General features: G+C 63.5%; 15 protein-coding genes and 1 pseudogene. 10 read left to right on the top strand and 6 right to left on the bottom strand.

The window, feature by feature from the left end:
• Positions 1–101: 101 nt before the first annotated feature.
• Both PCA31118_RS16450 and PCA31118_RS16445 read right to left on the bottom strand, forming a co-directional pair.
• A complete protein-coding gene (locus PCA31118_RS16450; RefSeq protein WP_150626216.1) occupies positions 102–557 on the bottom strand; it encodes an HU family DNA-binding protein in 456 nt (151 codons plus the stop codon).
• A gap of 481 nt (positions 558–1,038) precedes the next feature.
• Entirely contained in the window at positions 1,039–2,157 is a 1,119-nt protein-coding gene (locus PCA31118_RS16445) for a hypothetical protein (protein WP_150626215.1), read from the bottom strand.
• Positions 2,158–2,535: 378 nt separating this feature from the next.
• Between PCA31118_RS16445 and PCA31118_RS16440 the strand changes: the two genes are divergently transcribed.
• Complete coding sequence (locus PCA31118_RS16440) at positions 2,536–3,768, top strand: sugar MFS transporter (protein ID WP_150626214.1); 1,233 nt, start codon at positions 2,536–2,538, stop codon at positions 3,766–3,768.
• A gap of 2 nt (positions 3,769–3,770) precedes the next feature.
• Here the strand turns inward: PCA31118_RS16440 and pagP are convergent, their stop codons facing one another.
• Positions 3,771–4,433, bottom strand: coding sequence for a lipid IV(A) palmitoyltransferase PagP (pagP, locus tag PCA31118_RS16435; RefSeq protein WP_150626213.1), 663 nt, complete (start codon positions 4,431–4,433; stop codon positions 3,771–3,773).
• An 805-nt stretch (positions 4,434–5,238) separates the two neighbouring features.
• Between pagP and PCA31118_RS16430 the strand changes: the two genes are divergently transcribed.
• Complete coding sequence (locus tag PCA31118_RS16430) at positions 5,239–6,183, top strand: acetaldehyde dehydrogenase (acetylating) (RefSeq protein WP_044457875.1); 945 nt, start codon at positions 5,239–5,241, stop codon at positions 6,181–6,183.
• A 34-nt stretch (positions 6,184–6,217) separates the two neighbouring features.
• Positions 6,218–7,237, top strand: a complete 1,020-nt coding sequence (gene dmpG / locus PCA31118_RS16425) for a 4-hydroxy-2-oxovalerate aldolase (protein ID WP_150626212.1) — start codon at positions 6,218–6,220, stop codon at positions 7,235–7,237.
• Between the two features lie 194 nt (positions 7,238–7,431).
• Here dmpG and PCA31118_RS16420 read toward each other — a convergent pair whose 3' ends face one another.
• Complete coding sequence (locus PCA31118_RS16420) at positions 7,432–8,226, bottom strand: IclR family transcriptional regulator (protein WP_150626211.1); 795 nt, start codon at positions 8,224–8,226, stop codon at positions 7,432–7,434.
• The gene (locus tag PCA31118_RS16415) at positions 8,226–9,227 is read right to left on the bottom strand and encodes a flagellar brake protein (protein WP_150626210.1); all 1,002 of its coding nucleotides are present in this window, start codon (positions 9,225–9,227) and stop codon (positions 8,226–8,228) included. Before PCA31118_RS16415 ends, PCA31118_RS16420 begins: the two co-directional genes overlap by 1 nt.
• A gap of 349 nt (positions 9,228–9,576) precedes the next feature.
• On the opposite strand from PCA31118_RS16415, the gene PCA31118_RS16410 reads away from it, so the two are divergent.
• Positions 9,577–11,358 carry a hypothetical protein gene (locus tag PCA31118_RS16410; RefSeq protein ID WP_150626209.1) on the top strand — a complete coding sequence of 594 codons (1,782 nt, stop codon included), beginning with the start codon at positions 9,577–9,579 and terminating at the stop codon, positions 11,356–11,358.
• A 119-nt stretch (positions 11,359–11,477) separates the two neighbouring features.
• Here PCA31118_RS16410 and PCA31118_RS16405 read toward each other — a convergent pair whose 3' ends face one another.
• The gene (locus tag PCA31118_RS16405) at positions 11,478–12,680 is read right to left on the bottom strand and encodes an ammonium transporter (RefSeq protein ID WP_150626208.1); all 1,203 of its coding nucleotides are present in this window, start codon (positions 12,678–12,680) and stop codon (positions 11,478–11,480) included.
• A gap of 372 nt (positions 12,681–13,052) precedes the next feature.
• Between PCA31118_RS16405 and PCA31118_RS16400 the strand changes: the two genes are divergently transcribed.
• The 6 genes and pseudogenes from PCA31118_RS16400 to PCA31118_RS16375 form a co-directional block, all read left to right on the top strand.
• Positions 13,053–13,352 (top strand): antibiotic biosynthesis monooxygenase family protein, encoded by a 300-nt coding sequence (locus tag PCA31118_RS16400; protein ID WP_150626207.1) that lies wholly within the window; start codon positions 13,053–13,055, stop codon positions 13,350–13,352.
• Between the two features lie 246 nt (positions 13,353–13,598).
• The gene (locus PCA31118_RS16395; RefSeq protein WP_044455036.1) at positions 13,599–14,330 is read left to right on the top strand and encodes a FadR/GntR family transcriptional regulator; all 732 of its coding nucleotides are present in this window, start codon (positions 13,599–13,601) and stop codon (positions 14,328–14,330) included.
• Between the two features lie 73 nt (positions 14,331–14,403).
• Positions 14,404–15,816, top strand: coding sequence for an FAD-binding oxidoreductase (locus PCA31118_RS16390; RefSeq protein WP_150626206.1), 1,413 nt, complete (start codon positions 14,404–14,406; stop codon positions 15,814–15,816).
• A 13-nt stretch (positions 15,817–15,829) separates the two neighbouring features.
• A complete protein-coding gene (locus PCA31118_RS16385) occupies positions 15,830–16,720 on the top strand; it encodes an amidohydrolase family protein (protein WP_150626205.1) in 891 nt (296 codons plus the stop codon).
• Positions 16,721–16,884: 164 nt separating this feature from the next.
• On the top strand, positions 16,885–18,114 hold the full coding sequence (locus tag PCA31118_RS16380; RefSeq protein ID WP_150626204.1) for an MFS transporter: 1,230 nt from the start codon (positions 16,885–16,887) through the stop codon (positions 18,112–18,114).
• A 99-nt stretch (positions 18,115–18,213) separates the two neighbouring features.
• Positions 18,214–18,289 (top strand): annotated as a pseudogene (locus PCA31118_RS16375) (electron transfer flavoprotein subunit beta/FixA family protein); the annotation flags it as partial.

The following is an 18,289-nucleotide window of genomic DNA, read 5'->3' as shown; positions in this document are numbered from 1 at the left end:
GAAAAAAAACGGTGCCGAAAGATCGGCACCGTCTTCAGGTACGGCTTGAAACCCTGACCGTTCGCGCTGCGGTGAAGCTCACGGCAGCACGTCGGCGGGTGTTACTGAGCGGCGTCCTTGACCTTCTTCAGCGGGCGAACCTTCACGCGCACCGAAGCCGGCTTTGCCGGGAACCAACGCTCTTCACCCGTGAACGGGTCCTTGCCGAAACGCTTTGCCTTGGCAGCGATTTGTTGCGACGTGACCTTGAACAGGCCATGCAGCGTGAATTCGCCAGCGCCCTTCTTGTGCAGGGAGTTGATGATCGTGGTTTCGAGAGCGGCGAGCACAGCCTTGACGTCCTTGACGGCGACAGCCGAGGTTTCGGCGATGTGTGCTGCGAGCTGGGTCTTGTTGAGTGCTTCCTTGATCGGCGAAACCTTGGCGGCTGCCTTCGGAGCAGCCTTCGGGGCTGCCTTCGGTGCTGCTGCCTTCTTCGCTACCGGAGCCTTCTTTGCTGCCGGAGCCTTCTTCGCCACAGGGGCCTTCTTTGCTGCTGCTTTCTTTGCCGTTGCCATATCGATCCAATCGATGAGAATAAGAAAGTGCCGTCGGAGAACGGCCACCCGAATGTTACGTCTTGCTGCGCCGACGATTCTACCTAAGAAATCGCTTTATGCGAGTAGTGCGCGCATTATGTTGCGCGCTTGCCGCACAAGGCTCTGCGGCGTTCACGCTGTATTTCGAACCGCTTTTCGAACCGTTTCGATCGCAACGCGACGACGTTGGCTCGCCACATCGATTCCGTCTCTCATTCAGGCGCTCAATTTGCGGCGCGATTTCGTGACGCCTTTCCGCGCATTCCGGACCCGTTCCAGCCCCGTTCCGGGCGCGCTTTCGATGGGCTTTCGACGCGCTTTTTGACGCGGATTTTCGCGCGCTTCCGACTCGATTCCGATCCGATTCCGATTCGATTCTTACGCGATTTTTATGCGGTGGTTGCGTGATCTCGCGACGCCTCAGTGGTACGCCGCGAGATCACCTCCCGCTCGAAACCCCTTAGAAACGCTGCATTTCGCAGGTTTCGCAGCGGCCGTCGCTGTTGCACCACGCGTCGGTCAGCGTCGAGCCGTCGGCGCCGAAGGTGATGTCGTGCCTGGCGCCGTAGCTGCCCGCGAGTTGGAGACGGTCCCCCGCGAGCGTGCCCTGCACGGTGGTGTGAACGTTTGGCTCGACGTCGTCGACGCTGCCGCTCACCTGCGACCCGTTGAGCGCGAGCGCCATGAGACGCGTCATCGGTTTGCCGAACAGGCCCCACCACGGAGGTGCATTCGTGCACATGCCGCGCCAGCGTCCCGACGGATTCACCAGCCGCGACGCCGTCGGCGCACTCGTGGGCACGACGGCGCCGGGCGCAATCTGTGGATTCGGTGGAATGGGCGGCGTGACGATCGTGGTGCCCGCCGGGGGCGGCGCGTTGATGGCGGCGACATCGCGCGCGACCTCCGGCGACTGGGCATTGGCCGCGCTTGTGGCATTCACGGCGTTGAGTCCGGCCGTGTCGCCGATGGTGCTCGGCAGCGCTGTATCTGCGCTTGGCGCACTTGGTGCACCGGGCGCGGCCGTCGCGGCGATGCTCGCGTTCTGTGCGGCTGCGGCGGGGGGCGCGTAGGTTGCAGTCGTTGCGGAGGATGTGGCGGGTGCGGCAGCCGCCGGGGCCACGCTGAAGGTGCCGGGCGCGCCGTCCACGCGCGCCATGTCCGCAGGCAGGCCGTCATTGGGCACCGGCACGGACGCTGCCGCACACACGTGACACGACATGCGCGACAGACTGTTGCGCGTGAGCGGACGCGTGCCGTACAGACGCTGGCTGCCTTGTGTGCCGTCGCGCAGAATCGTGACGTAAGGCGTGTCGTCGAGCAGGTAATCGATCTTGGCGCACGACGGGGCGTCGGTCAGCATCGTGACATCGGCCGAGAACACGCCGCCGAGCGCGCGCGTGGGCAGCACCGAGACAGACGCCGAACAGTCGGCAACGATCTGTGCGCAGTTACAGGCCGCGACCGGCACGCGCGATGGCCCCGCACCCGGCGATTGCGCTTGCGCGTGTCCGGCGAAGCCGAGCATGCCTGCGACGAGCCAACCCGTCGCCATTCCCAAAGTTTTGAAACCCCGCATGATGTTTTCCCGAATGTGGCGGCATGTCCTATGCTGCGGATAGTCGATCAAAAGGCGTCGGCTGACAAGAGCCGAAAACGGTGAAAAACAAGGGAGAACGGGCCCTTTTCGCGGCATGCCGACAAAATGACGAACCAGTGGGTGTCACACAAAATTCGGATTCCTCTCGTATCCCGGCATCGATAGTGCGGTCTACACTGCCCAGACTCGCCTCTTTACCTGGAGCCATGCATGCCTGTCGACCGCACACGTGACCCTGGTTCTCCCGATGCAACGACGCTCGCTTCGTCCTCTCGTCGTCCTCCGGCTTCTTCCACTTCTTCTGCTTGCCCTGCTTTTTTATCTTCCCCACCGCCTTCCGCGAATCGCGTACTCGCGATGCTGGCGACGCTTTTCTTCGCGATGGGGCTCATTACGTCGCTCAACGACATTCTGGTGCCTCACTTCAAGGCCGCCTTCGACCTGACGTATCGCGACGCGGCGCTCATTCAGTCGAGTTTCTTCGCCGCGTACTTCGTCGTGTCGTATCCGGCAGGACAGTACACCGCCCGGGTCGGCTTCCGGCGCGCGCTTGCGAGTTCGCTCTGGCTCGCCGGACTCGGCTGTGCGTTGTTCTTCCCGGCAGCCGCACTCGTTTCCTACCCTTGCTTTCTCGCCGCCCTGTTCGTGCTCGCAAGCGGCATTACCTTGTTGCAGGTCGCGGTAAACGCCTATGTCGAGACCCTCGGTTCGCGAGGGGCGGCGGCCAGTCGTCTCACGCTGGTGCAGGCGTTCAACTCGCTGGGCACCACCGTCGGCCCGCCGCTCGCCGCGCTCTGGATCCTCGCGCCGCAGGCGAGTTCGGCAGTCGCGCTCGGCGCTCACCCGGTCGATTCCGTGCGGGGTCCGTACGGATTGCTCGCCGCCGTGCTGGTGTTGGGTGGCGTTGCCCTGTGGCGTCTGACCTTGCCGGAGCCGCGCGCGAACGACGCGTCGCCACCGGGCATCCTCGGCAATGTGCGCAGCCTGTTGGCGCACCGTCCCTTGCGTTACGGCATCGTGGCGCTATTTCTTTATGTTGGCGCGGAAGTGAGTATCGGAAGTTTCTTGATCGTCTACCTGACCCAAACGCCAACGGGCATTGCCGATCACGCGCACGCGAGCCGTTATCTCGCGCTGTACTGGGGCGGGGCGATGGTGGGGCGATTCGTCGGTGCGTGGCTGCTGCGGAAGGTGTCGCCCGGGCGAATGCTGAGCCTCTGCGCGCTCTACAACCTCACGTTGATACTGGTGTCGCTGGTGCTGCCGGCATCTTTCGCTATGTGGCTGCTGCTGGCATGCGGCCTGGGCAATGCGATCATGTTTCCGACGATTTTCTCGTTGTCCGTGGGCGGGCTGGGCGCGAGGGTAAGCGAAGGCGGTGGACTGATTTGCATGGCGATCGTCGGCGGTGCAGTGCTGCCTTATCTGCAAGGCGCGCTGGCCGATGGCGTCGGGATCGTGCTGTCGTTTCTGGTGCCGGCACTTGCCTATTGTTATATCGCAGGCTTTGGCGCATGGTACGCGCGCACCATGCCGGTGTCCGACGTTGCTTCTGAGGCGGCGGAGGTCTATGGCGAAACGTCCGCCTGAGATCAGCCCGGTTTGCCGAACGTATAGCGCCCGAAGATGAACAGCACGTTGCCGTTGCCTTTACCGCCGGGGATATAGGCTGTGGCGAGCGCCGCGCGCCCGAGTCCCACTTCGACTAGCGGCAATGCGGCGGGGAAAGGCACGCCACCAAGCGTGTCCGAGCGAGACATCAGGAAGACGGTATACCCGAGACCGAAGCGAACGGGGCCAGCGTTCGCGACATTCCAGATGCGCCCGTAGCCCGCCATCGGCGACCAGTCGTTATGCGAATCCTTGAACGCCATGGCGTACAGCATGCGCGAGCCGTGCTTGCCGTCGGAGAGCGCGCGTCCGTATCCGAGGCCCCACGGGTTTTCGTTGAACTGCGCGATCTTCTCGCTCGTGTACGCGAATCGCAGATGGTGGGTATGCAACGGGACATAAAGGTCGCTCGCTCCCTGCGTGGCGACCTCGCGAAATTCGTCGGCGATAGCACCTGTCCAGGTCGAGATGACGCCAGGCGAATCGTCCGCATGCGCGGCGCTGGGACAAAAAAGTGCCGCCAGGCTGAGCGCCAATGTCAGCGCAGCGAACCTTGGGTTGCGGGAATGGCGGATGGGTGTGGCTGGCGATGCGAGTGAAATCGATGGCGCGAGCCGCCCGGTGATCTGGGGGGGCGTAGTCATGGTGACGTGAATGGTGTTGCGGGAACGGGTCGATGCAGAGCTTCGACACCGTACTGTTTCGGTGCTTCGGTGCTTCGATGTGCCGATGAGGGGGAGGATTTGGAAACGTGCGCCCGACGGGCGGTACGCGAACCGTATAACGCCATCGCCGGGTTGGCCATCAGAAAGCGTCTACTAGACCCCGCCGGCGTCGGGACAGTTCGTTCGGCGCTGTGGTTTGCGTGATTTCTCTGGCTTGCCCCGTAGACAGGCGCCGATTGACCGAAGCCGCTGCGCGTCAAAGAAGTCCTTTGGCGTCAAAGACATACTGCGGATATCGACGCGTTATTCACCGGGTTGTGAACATTTTCTGTGGATAACACACGCCTGCGGAATCGCACCGTGCCCTTGCCGCGTTCCATCGGATTCTGCGTCGACCGATACGGACAGAGGCAGTCACCGTGGCGCAGCAAATGCGCTCAATGTTTTTTCTCCTTCCGATCAAGCACTTGCGATAGCTATCCGCGAGTTGTCCACCGGCTTGCAAACAGATTCTGTGGATAACGAAGTGCCCTGCAAACCCGCGCCACGCCTCGTTTTGCAGCACGTGGCCCAACTTTCGCGCGCGGAAAATCTTCCTTGTCGGATCAGGCACTTGCGATGCTTTTCCGCAAGTTATCAACGGGCTTGTGAACAAAAAATGTGGATAAGCCGTTGATGTCTTTAATCTCAATATGTGAGATCCATGTTTACATGTTGACATTAACGATGAGGCGGAATTACGATGCGCTTCATACCGGTGGACGGATACGTTCAGGAGACGACAGTGACGGAACGACGCAAACAGAAAGTGGCGATCATTGGCTCGGGCAACATTGGCACCGACCTGATGATCAAGGTGATGCGCAACAGCGAGCATCTGGAAATGGGCGCGATGGTCGGTATCGACCCGGCCTCGGACGGTCTGGCGCGCGCGCAGCGCCTGGGCGTGCCCGTGACGGCAGGCGGCATCGACGGCTTGCTGGCCATGCCGGGCTTCGAGGACATCCGCATCGCCTTCGACGCGACGTCGGCCAAAGCCCATGCGCATCACAACGAGTTACTGCAAGCCCGGGGCGTGCAGGTGATCGATCTGACGCCGGCGGCCATTGGCCCGTACGTGATTCCGTCGATCAATCTCGACGCACACCTCGATGCCCGCAACATCAACATGGTGACGTGTGGCGGCCAGGCGACGATTCCGATGGTCGCGGCCATTTCGCAAGTCGCCAAGGTGCACTACGCCGAAATCGTCGCATCGATTTCCAGCAAGTCGGCAGGCCCGGGCACGCGCGCCAACATCGACGAATTCACCGAAACGACGTCCAAGGCCATTGAAGTGCTGGGCGGCGCCTCGCGCGGCAAGGCGATCATCGTGCTCAATCCGGCCGAGCCGCCGCTCATCATGCGCGACACGGTGTTCGTGCTCTCCGAGCCGGGCGATCAGGCCGCGATCGAAGCCAGCATTCAGGCGATGGTCGACAAGGTGCACGCGTACGTGCCGGGCTACCGTCTCAAGCAGAAGGTGCAGTTCGAGCTGTTCGACGCATCGCGTCCGCTCAACGTGCCGGGACTGGGCAAACTCACGGGTCTGAAGACCTCGGTATTCCTCGAAGTGGAAGGCGCCGCGCACTACCTGCCGGCCTACGCGGGCAACCTCGACATCATGACCAGCGCTGCGCTGGCCTGTGCCGATCGCATCGCCGCCACCCGCCTGGCGCTCGCGGCGTGAACGTCGCACGCGCTAACAGGAGACACACCTCATCATGACCCAGAAAAAGCTCTATATCTCCGACGTAACGCTGCGCGACGGCAGTCACGCGATTCGTCACCAGTACAGCATCGCCAACGTGAAGGCGATTGCTGCGGCGCTCGACAAGGCGAAGGTCGATTCCATCGAAGTGGCGCACGGCGACGGCCTTGCCGGTTCGAGCTTCAACTACGGCTTTGGCGCACACACCGATCTGGAATGGATCGCCGCCGTCGCCGAGACTGTCACCCATGCGAAGGTCGCCACGCTGCTGCTGCCGGGTGTCGGCACGGTGCATGACCTGCGCGAAGCCTATGACGCTGGTGCACGCGTGGTGCGGATTGCCACGCATTGCACGGAAGCCGACGTCTCCCGTCAGCACATTGCCTATGCCCGCGAACTCGGCATGGACACGGTGGGCTTCCTGATGATGAGCCACATGACGACGCCGCAGCATCTGGCCGAGCAGGCCAAGCTGATGGAATCGTACGGTGCGGAGTGCATCTACGTGGTCGATTCCGGTGGTGCGCTGGGTATGAACGATGTGCGCGATCGCTTCCGCGCATTCAAAGATGTGCTCAAGCCCGAGACGCTGACCGGCATGCATGCGCACCACAACCTGAGCCTGGGCGTGGCGAACTCGATCGTCGCCGTGGAAGAGGGTTGCGATCGTATCGATGCGAGTCTGGCCGGCATGGGCGCCGGCGCGGGCAATGCCCCGCTGGAAGTGTTCATCGCAGCCGCGTCGCGTCTGGGCTGGAACCACGGTTGCGATCTGTACACGCTCATGGATGCGGCCGACGACATCGTGCGCCCGTTGCAGGACCGCGCCGTGCGTGTGGACCGCGAAACGCTGGCGCTCGGCTATGCCGGCGTGTATTCGAGCTTCCTGCGTCATGCGGAAGCGGCGGCTGCGCGTTACGAACTGAAGACCGTGGACATTCTGGTGGAACTGGGCCAGCGTCGCATGGTGGGTGGTCAGGAGGACATGATCGTCGACGTCGCGCTCGACCTGCTCAAGCGCCGCGCGGCCTGATCGACGGGCAGGAAGACGCACGACGACACGTTGTGCGTTGGCGTCGCTTCGTTGCACTGGCGCGAAGCGTCGCCCATGGGCTTCGTGCCCATACGGATTTCACCCAAGGCGTCACCCAACGTCATATTTAGCAAGTGGCCTCTCCGTGCCGATGCCGGCCCTCGTCAGACGGGCCGGCTTTTTTTGTTGCTGTTTTATCCGCGCGGGTTGCCCGACCAGCCAAGTTGACGGCTGATCTGTGCCGCCGCGTGCTTCACGCTCGGCACGAGTTCCTGCATGCGCTCGCGGCTCATGTACTTGGTCGTGCTCGACACGCTGATGGCGGCGACGATGCGCTGACTCGCGTCATAGATGGGGGCAGCCACGCAACGAATCTGCGGCGTGTCGTCCTCCAGATCCAGCGCATAGCCGTGGCGCGCGTAGTCGTGCATGCGGGCGAGCCAGGCATCGGTATCGACGGGATGCGACGGCGCCTGCGACTGATAGTGCTCAAGCTGCGCGCGCCATTGCGCCTCGTCCTGATCGAGCAGCAGGGCCTTGCCCACGCCCGTCACGCAAATCGGCTTGCGCCCGCCTATGCGCGAGCTGATCTCGATCGCGCGTTGACCGGGGAGCTTATCCAGATACATCACTTCCCAGCCGTCGGCGATAGCCAGGTGCACGGTGTCCTGCGTTTCGCTGGCGAGCATTTCGAGTGTCGGGCGCGCCACGCGCGGCAGGTCGATCTGACGATACGCGAGAAAGCCCAGTTCGATGAGCTTGTTACCAAGCCGATAGCCGCGACGCGGCTCGAAACGCAGGTAGCCCGCGTGCACGAGCGCCGATGCAATGCGGTGCGTGGTCGACGGTGTAATGCCCGTATGTGCAGATAGTGCGGGCACGGTATCGATACCGGCCGCCACCGCTTCCACGATATCGAGTCCTCGGAAAAGGGTCTGGCTGGCGAGTGTGCGCGGGCGTTCGGCGTCCGGGGCGTTCGTCTTGACCATCAGGCGCTCCCGAGCGCGAGGAGGCGCTCGTAGACATAGCACTTGAGGGCGACGTAATGCGATGGTTCGGGGGCCGAGAGTTCGATGCCGTGCAGATGTCCGTCCTCGCCTTGCTGCACGCCGCGAATCGTGCCGGCGGTGTCGATCGGCATGTCGATGTCGCCCACGCGCACACGGAAGGCCAGCTGCACGGTCTCGCCCGGTGCGCCCAGTGGCGTGTCCGCGAGCAGCGACACACCTTCGGCGCTGATGTCCTGCAACAAGGCAAGATGGCGCGAGGGCGCCGTTGTGTTGGCACTGGCACTGGCACTGGCGTCTGCAATGCCCACCGAGACGACGAGCCTGGCGGGTACGCGCTGCGAGCGGCGCAGCACCTTGCGACGGATCTGTGCCGGCGCCGAGAGGACGACGTAATCGAATGGCGTGCGCTCGACGCGCTCGACCGTGCAGACGAAGTGATAAATGTCTTCGCCCGAGAACGTCCAGAGTTCGAGGCGTTCGCTCGCTTGCAGGGTAGGGGGCGCGGCGCGGCCGGTGGGTGCCGTGACAAACAGCATCTGATTCGGCGCATGACCGATGACACGGGTGCGCACGCGTTGCGAACCTGCGCCGGGCGGCAACTGAATCTGCAACCAGTCGCCGGGACGCAGATTCAGGTCTGCGAGTGCATACTGCGCCGGCATACCCGCAGCGGCCGCTGCGACAGCGGGAGCCGCGTCAGTGGGGGCTTGCGTCGCGACGTCGACGTCCGCCAACGCCGTCTCGTCCTCACCGAGCGTAGCCACGCGATGGGGCACGAATGCGGTGAACAGCCAGTCGCGTCCCGCCTGCGTCGGCACGATGTCGCCAGCGGCCAGCAGCGGCTCGCCGTTACGGTCGACGATGGCCCAGGGCAGGGCTTCGCCCAACGGAATCTCCTCGGGGGTCAGGGCGACGAGGGGGAGGCCCGGGGCGAGCACAGGCGTCGCGACGGGCGGTTGAGCAGATGTGTTGGTAGACATAACGATTGAGCGAAGTGGGCGCTCGCCGGAGCGCCTGAGACGACCGTAGACGTCCGATGTGGCGAAAGTCTACCGCGACGCATCGGCACTTGGCGAGAGGGGACGCGATTCCGCAGGGCCGATATTGTGCGCAAGCGCGTGCACGAGCGTCTGCATAAGCGTATGCACAAGCTGCGTAAGTGGGCACTCGCTGGGGTGACGCTGACGAGGGAAGACGCACACGCGTCGATGCCTGCGTGCAGTGGAATGGGCGCGTGTCCGTCCTGTAGGACGCCGCGCGTTCGATGTCATCTCCCTATAGTCGACGGTTTGCCGGCGGGTCCGGCGACGTTCTGGCGGGGAGGATGCGATGTGGTACCAACAGTGTGCAGGCGCAAGCGGCCGGGGGCCGGACTGGGGGATGAAGGAGCGCACGGAAGTGGCGATCGATCCGCCAGGCACGCGCGAGGCGGCGGCGTGCCGTCGCGCGGCGCGGGCGGACTTCGGCATGAGACTGACCTTGGCCACTAACGCTGCGCGCAATGTGCAACTTCAGACGGATGCCGAGACGCGGCAGGCCCACGGAGCGACGACGTTGCGTCGTGTCGATCCGGCACTGGCGAAGCCCTTTGCGACAGCGTGGGCAGGCCTCTGGGTGACGACCGGGCCCAGCCAGCACTTCTATCGCAAGGAGTTCGCGTTGGCGCATGCGCGCGACGCGCGTCTGGCGCAGAACCAGCGGCAGGTCGAGGCGATGTTGGCGCCCACTCAGGGTGAAATCGCCTCGGCGTCCGAGACACGGCATGTCGAACGTCTTTGTGACGACGTGAGCGCCTGGCTCGACACCGTGGCGGCGACCGGTCGGCGTGGTTGGGGCTTTCGTGCCGCACGCGACATCCTGTCGCTCCTGGGCAATCTGTCGTTGCTCGGCGTGATCGCGGCGGGCATCTATCGAGAGCGTGAAGGGGATGTCGGAAGCCACTCAGACCCTAACCCCGACCTCCCCACCGGCGTCCCCACCGATATCCCCCCGGGCATGGACGGCGGTGTCGTGCGAGGCATGACCGCGGCCAATACGCCGTTTGGCGTGCCGTGGGCGGACTGGTCGCTGCTGGCGCTCGAAGGCGTCAAGGGCGTATTGACGCAGTCGTTGGGTTCGCCCACGCTCATTCGCCACCACGCGGTGGATGAAATTCTCAAGCGAATGGATGCGGGGTGTCGTTTGCTCGAAGCGTGCGTGTTGCTGCCGTCGGCTGGGGCAGCATCCGCGGCATCCGTGCCGTCATGGCGGAACACGCTGGCGAGGCTCACCCGCGCACGCGATGTGGCCACGCTGTTTACGTTCGCCAATTCGGCCGTGCCGCCCGCGCGGTTGGGGCTATGGATACCTTCGTGGTTCTCCGGCGCATCGGATACGGCCGACGGTTATCGCGGCATTCTGCGTGTCGCCGGACTGATGCTCGACTCGTGTCGCGCAGTGACCAGCCTGCTCGGCACGTGGGCGCGCAACGAGGCCTTCGCTTGCGACGCCGCGAGCCTCACGCGGCGATGGCATGCGTTGTGCGAACGGCTGGCGCATGTGTCGTGCGAAGACAAAGGGGCGATACAACGCCGCGTCGCGCGCGTGACGCAACTCGCACAGCATTGCGATACACCGCTGCTTGCGAGGATTGCATCGCAGCCAACCTTGTGCGAGTGCTTACTCGCTTCCCAGCGTCCTTTGTCCGCAAGTCAGATCGCGCTTGCCTGCGGCGAATTCGATGTGCCATGTCATGCGTCGAGCGTCGACGGTCTGAATTACCTGAGTCTGCATCCTGCGGAGAGCCCATGGGGCCAGCGGTGGACGGGCGACGCCTGGGAGAGCGGCAGTACGACGCCGGTACGGGCGTCGTATCGCCTGCTGCTGCTGTATCAACACTGGAGCGCGGCGCTGCTGGAGCGGGTGGTCGGTGCATTGCCCTGTATGGCGACGCAGGACGACGCAGAGCAGAGGGACGGAATCAGACAGCAGACGAACGTGCAGCCGCGCATCGCCGCGCCGGTGCCTGAAGGTGAGTCGATGCCGGGGCGCGACATGCCGGTCGGGCTGGCAGACAGCCGCGCCGAGCGCCGTGACACGCGACGTATCGAGGTCGAGTCCACCTGGATTTGAGGCAGCGTGCGGTGTCGGCGACGGGGTTCCGATACCGAGTACTGAAGGTGCAGATCCCCAAGTCGCGTCGTCAGTGACGCAGGCTGCGCGGACGTTCGGTGATCGGCCGCGATGCCCGATCACCAGTTCGTCTCGCGCTCCGGCGTCGCCGTGATCTTGTGGATCGAGAGGTCGGCGCCGTAGTACTCCTGCTCGTCGTCGAGCCGTAGTCCGGTGATCCGTTTGATAACGCCATACACGACGTAGCCGCCGACGAACGCAATGACCACGCCCATGACCGTGCCGACGACCTGGGCGATGAAGCTCACACCGCCCATCCCGCCGAGCCACGTTTGCCCGAAGATTCCCGCAGCAAGGCCGCCCCAGATGCCGCATACCCCGTGCAGCGGCCACACGCCGAGCACGTCGTCGATACGCAAACGGTTTTGCGTCACGGTGAAGAGCCACACGAACAGGCCACCGGCCACCGCACCCACGACCAGTGCGCCGAGCGGATGCATGACGTCCGAGCCCGCACACACGGCAACGAGACCGGCCAGCGGGCCGTTGTGAATGAAGCCGGGGTCGTCCTTGCCGATCCACATCGCCATCAACGTGCCACCGACCATCGCCATGAGCGAGTTCACGGCGACCAGTCCCGAAATGCCACCGACGCGCTGCGCGCTCATCACGTTGAAACCGAACCAGCCGACGATCAGAATCCACGCGCCCAATGCGAGAAACGGGATCGACGACGGCGGATGTGCCGAGACCTGCCCCTGACCGTTGTAACGACCGCGACGCGCACCGAGGTGCAATACCGCCGCAAGCCCGATCCATCCGCCCACGGCGTGTACGACCACCGACCCCGCGAAATCGTGGAACGGTGCGCCGAGCGCGCGGGTGAGCCAGTCCTGAATGCCGAGATGGCCGTTCCACGCAATCCCTTCGAAGCACGGGTAGATCACGCCGACGAGGAAGAACGTCGCGACAGACTGCGGATGGAATCTGGCGCGCTCCGCAATGCCACCGGACACGATGGCCGGAATGGCCGCCGCGAATGTGAGCAGGAAGAAGAACTTGATCAGCGCGTAGCCGTTGTGCTCGGCGAGTACCGTGGCGCTCGACCAGAAATCGACGCCGTAGGCGAGTGGATAGCCGATGAAGAAATACGCGAGTCCTGAGACGGCGAAGTCCGTCAGGATCTTGACCAGCGCGTTGACCTGATTCTTTTTGCGGACAGTGCCAAGCTCAAGGAACGCAAAACCGGCGTGCATGGCAAGCACCAGGATCGCGCCGAGCAAGAGGAACAGCACGTCGCCGGGGGGATGGGAGTTGGGCATGAATGTGCTCTTTTGGTGCAAACGTGACAAGAAATGAAGATACGCAAGAGCGATGCCAGATATTGTTAGTTGATTGATTCTTATGGATGTTTTGTCTGGCGATGTGGCGTTCGACGCGGGTTTTTGCACGTCTGTGGTGCCGCGCCGGGCCGACATGACCGATCTTCGTGCATGCGCCCTATGCGTGCACATCGCACTGTCTCGTGGAAGGGGCGGGAATGGAAACGACGAGGAATGACCAGAAGCGACGAGGCGCAGACACGGCGAGCGCGATGCGTCTCGAGAGGGCGCGGTATAGAATCGGGCGTCCATCGACATGCGCACCGGCACACATCAACGCGCACTCACCACGACCCATCACTGAGGAAAACCATGATTTTTGAAATCGCCCAGATCGAAGTGAAGCCCGGCAAAGAGGCCGAGTTCGAGCAAGGTGTTGCGAAGGCCGCGCCTCTGTTCAAGGGCTCGAAGGGCTGCCACGGCATGCGCCTGCTCAAGTCCATCGAGCAACCGACGCACTACAGCCTCGTCGTGACCTGGGAAACGCTGGAAGACCACACCGTGCATTTCCGCAATTCGGACGCCTTCCAACAATGGCGCGCACTGGTGAGCGAGTGCTTCGCGGCGCCGCCGAACGTCGGTCACGTGACCGAAGCCCTGATCGGTTTCTGAGATCGACGCGGGCCCAACGCCCGCATGGTTCGACAGCGGCGATGGCCAGAGCGCTCTCGCCGCTTTTGTTTTTTGAGGGCGTGACGGTTGACGTGGCCGATGGCATGACGCCGAACGTCGGAACCCCGGAATGTCGAAACGCCGCAAGACGGGTTAAAGGCTAAGCATTAAGGGTTAACGCGGTGTCGCACACGAAAAGTTTTCAGATAACATGCAAACCAGAAAAGCATTGGACGATGTGAGAGGATGACCACCAAGCCCAAGACCCTGACCGAGCAGGTCGCGCAGCAGTTGCAGGATGCGATCCGGCAGGGCGTCTATCCCGTCGGCACCCGGTTGCCGACCGGCAAGCAGCTTGCCGAAACGTACGGCGTAAGTCCTGCGGTCATCCGTGAGGTAACGGAGCGTTTGCGCGCGCAGGGGCTGATCGACAGTCGCCAGGGAGCGGGCGTCACGGTGAAGGCGCGCACGCCGCAAAGCGGTTTTCAGGTGCCGGTCGGGCAGGACGCCGCCGACCTCGCCAGCGTCTACGAACTGCGGCTCGATCTGGAGAGCACCGCCGCCGCGCTCGCCGCCGTGCGACATACCGACGAGGACATTCGTCGACTCGAAGAGATTCTCGTGGGACTGGAGACGAACCTCTATCACCCGGAGAACGGCGTCGAGTTCGATACCGCCTTTCACGCCGCGATTGCCCGCGCCACGCACAACCGCTACTACGCCGATCTGCTGCAATACCTGAACCTGCAAATCCGGCAGGTCGTGCAGGCAGCGCGTACGAATACGCTGCGCCACGAAGGCCTCGCCGCGCAGGTGCATCAGGAACACGTGGCGGTCTTCAATGCCATCAAGGCGCGCGATCCGCTGCTCGCGAAGGCGGCGTCGCTCTCGCATTTGCTACGTGCCTCGGCGCGGCTCGGGCTGACGCTGCCCGGGCGCGACATCATCACCGGCGCGATTGCGCCGACCCGCGGCTGAACGCTGGCTGAGCGCTGACTGACGTGCCACTGAACTGCGACTGAACCTCCCCCGATCCCCGACGCGTGAACCTATGACCATCACCGCTTTTGCTCAACGTCTCATCGATGCCGTGGGCGCCGATAGCGTATTGACGTCCGCCGACGACGTTGCGCCGTGGCTCGCCGACTGGCGCGGCATGTATCGCGGCCACGCGCAGGCCGTCGTGCGTCCGCGCTCGACCGAAGACGTCGCCAGAATCCTCTCGCTGTGCCAGGGCACGGCCACGCCGGTTGTGCCGCGTGGTGGCAACACGGGCCTGTGCGGCGGCGCGACGCCTGACAAGTCCGAGCGCAACGTGGTGCTGAGCCTCGACCGCATGAATGCGGTGCGCAGCCTGGACACCATTGCCAATACGCTGGTCGCCGAGGCCGGATGCATCCTCGAAGATCTGCAACGCGCGGCGCGCGACGCGAACCGGCTGCTGCCGCTCAGTCTTGCGGCCGAAGGTTCCTGCCAACTCGGTGGCAACCTGGCAACGAACGCCGGTGGCGTGAACGTCGTGCGTTATGGCATGACGCGTGAACTGGTGCTCGGCGTCGAGGCGGTACTGCCCAACGGCGAAATTCTTCATGGCTTGCGAACGCTGCGCAAGGACAACACCGGTTACGACCTCAAACAGTTGCTTATCGGCTCCGAAGGCACGCTGGGCATCATCACGGCGGCGGCGCTGCGTCTGTATGCGCCCACGCCCGTGCGTCAGGTCGTGATTGCGGCGGTGACGTCGCCGCGTCAGGCGCTCGAACTTTACGAACTGCTGTTCGCAGAGTGCGGCCCGCGCATGCAGGCGTTCGAGTTTTTTACCGGCGAGTGCGTGGATCTCGTGATGGCGCACGTGCCTGGCGTGCGTGCGCCGTTCGGCGAGCGACATGCCGGTTACGTGCTGATCGAGCTGGCCGACACAGCGGACGAGCAGGCGCTGGCGGCATTGCTCGAACGCGTGATCGAGACGGCCATCGAGCGCGATCTGTGCGCCGACGCCGTGGTGTCGTCCACGCTTGGACAAGTCGAGGAAATGTGGAAGCTGCGCGAGGAAATCTCCGAGGCGCAACGCGCCGACGGCCCGCATCTGAAGCATGACGTGTCGCTGCCGATCGAATCGATCCCGGCGTTCATGACGAGCGCCGAGGCGCGTGTGCGACGCGTTTGCCCCCAGGTGCGTCCGTTCATCTTCGGTCATTTCGGCGACGGTAATCTGCATTACAACCTGTCGCGTCCCGCGGGCGCGCCGGCGGATTTCATGGCGAAGCAGGGCGAAGCGATCACAGCCGAAGTGCTCGACGAAGTCGCGCGTTTTGGCGGCAGCATCAGCGCCGAGCATGGCATCGGACAACTCAAGCGAGACTACTTTGCGAAGTACAAGTCGCCGCTGGAACTGCGTCTGATGCGCGAGATCAAGGCCGTGTTCGATCCGGCCGGCATCATGAATCCCGGGAAACTGATTTAACTGAGGAGTCGACATGACCGCAACTTCCGCTGCCGGCGCGCCGCTGTGTCTTGGCCCGCTGCCGGAGATCGATCCGCCCACGTTCGAGGTGCCGTTCGGCGCCGTCGACACCCATGCCCATGTGGTGGCCGCAAGCGACGCGTATCCGATGGTGGCCGAGCGCAGCTACACGCCGCCGCCCGCGCCTGAAGACAAATACCTCGCCATGCTCGACGCCACGGGTATGACTTACGGCGTGCTGGTGCAGATCAGCGTATACGGTACCGACAACCGCTACATGCTCGAGACGCTGCGCCGCCACCCGGACCGGCTGCGCGGCATTGCCGTGGTGTCGCCGGAAGTAACGGACGCCGAACTCGAAGCGATGCATGCGGCGGGCGTGCGCGGTCTGCGCATCAACGTGCTCTTCGGCGGTGGCATCGGCTTCACGGCGATGGAGACGCTTGCGCATCGCATCAAGGACCTGGGCTGGCACATGCAGTTCCTGATGGACGTGAATGCGTTGCCCGAATTGATGCCGCGCATGACGTCGCTGCCGGTGCCGGGGATCGTCGATCACATGGGGCATACCCCCGTTGCGCAGGGGCTGGATTCGCCGGGGTTTTCCGCGTTGCGCTCACTTGTGCGGGACCACGGGTACTGGGTCAAGCTCTCCGGCGCCTATCGCATCAGCGAGCGTTTCCCCGCATTCGACGACGTCACACCGTTCGCTCAGGCGCTCATCGACGACGCGCCCGATCGCATGGTGTGGGGAAGCGACTGGCCGCACGTGTCGCTCACGCGCATGCCGAATACCGGCGCCTTGCGCAACCTGCTGCCGCAGTGGGCGCCGGATGCCGAGACGCGCCGTCGCATTCTCGTGGACAACCCGGCGCGTCTGTACGGTTTTCCAAAAACCGCTTGAGCATTTTCCGCTTAGGCACTTTCCGCTTATGCATTTTCCGTTCAAGCATTTTTCGACGTTTGCACGACGTTCACGCATGACGTTCGCGCACGACTTTCGTGCATAACGCGCGTTTGCTTTCGAACGGTTTCCCAGAAGATTCCGAGGCTCAAGGAGGAGACAAGATGAATTGGTATCGCCAGATGAACAAGACCGAGCGGCATACGTTTATTGCCGCGTTCGGCGGGTGGGCGCTCGATGCGCTCGATTTCATGGTGTTCACCTTCGTGATCTCGACACTGATTACCGTGTTCAGCATCGACAAGGGACAGGCGGGCATGCTGGCGACCGTGACGTTGCTGTTCTCGGCCATCGGTGGCTGGCTCGCCGGGGTGCTGGCCGATCGCTTCGGTCGGGTGCGTATTCTTCAGGTGACGATTCTCTGGTTCTCCGTCTGCACCGTGCTCATCGGCTTTGCGCAGAACTTCGAGCAGATCTTCGTCCTGCGTGCGTTGCAGGGGCTGGGGTTCGGTGGTGAGTGGGCGGTGGGCTCGGTGCTCATGGGCGAGATCGTGCGCACCGAGTATCGCGGCCGCGCCGTGGGGACCGTGCAAAGCGGCTGGGCGATCGGGTGGGCGGTGGCGGCGCTGTGCTACACGGCCTCGTTTTCGTTCTTGCCGGAAGAGTACGCGTGGCGTGTGCTGTTCTGGATCGGCGTGATTCCTGCGGTGTTCGTGCTCTTCATCCGCAAGAACGTTCCCGAACCGGAGCTCTTCGAGCGCACGCGCAAGCGTGAGGAGTCGGCGGCCAAGCGTACGTCGGCATGGGCAATTTTTTCGCCGTCGCTGATCAAGACGACCGTACTCTCGGCGCTGCTGTGTACCGGCGTGCAGGGCGGGTACTACGCCGTGACGACATGGTTGCCCACGTTCCTGAAGACGGAGCGTCATCTGTCGGTGATCGGCACGGGCGGCTACCTGCTCGTGATCATTCTCGGTTCGTTCATCGGCTACCTGACGGGGGCGTATCTGACGGACCGGCTGGGGCGTCGCGCGAACCTGCTGATTTTCGCCGTGCTCTCGGGCGTGAGCATCTACGTCTACACGCAGATCCAACTGAGCAACGATCAGATGCTGATCCTCGGCTTCCCGCTGGGGTTCGCGGCATCGGGCATTTTCAGCGGCATGGGCGCGTATCTCACGGAACTGTTTCCGTCGGCCGTGCGTGCCAACGGGCAAGGCTTCGCGTATAACTTCGGGCGCGGTATCGGCGCACTGTTCCCGAGTCTGGTCGGCTATCTGGCCAAGACGAGCGGTCTGGGCACGGCCATTGGCATGTTCGCCGGCGGCGCCTATCTCGTGGTTTTGATTACCGCATTCATGTTGCCCGAGACGAAAGGGCGCGAAATAGAGTAAGTTCGCGAGTGGGTTCGTAGGCAATTTCGCATGTTCGAGGGCGGCGGTCGCCGACATCACGGCACGCCGCCCCGTTTTTTTGATTCAAGGGAGTTCCGCATGAAGATCCTGGTACCGGTCAAACGGGTAGTGGATTACAACGTAAAGGTTCGCGTGAAGAGCGACGGCACGGGCG

This window comes from Pandoraea captiosa (genome assembly GCF_902459775.1).
Lineage (GTDB): Bacteria > Pseudomonadota > Gammaproteobacteria > Burkholderiales > Burkholderiaceae > Pandoraea > Pandoraea captiosa.
The sequence above is the reverse complement of the archived record's forward strand: the minus strand, read 5'-3'. Positions and strand labels throughout refer to the sequence as shown.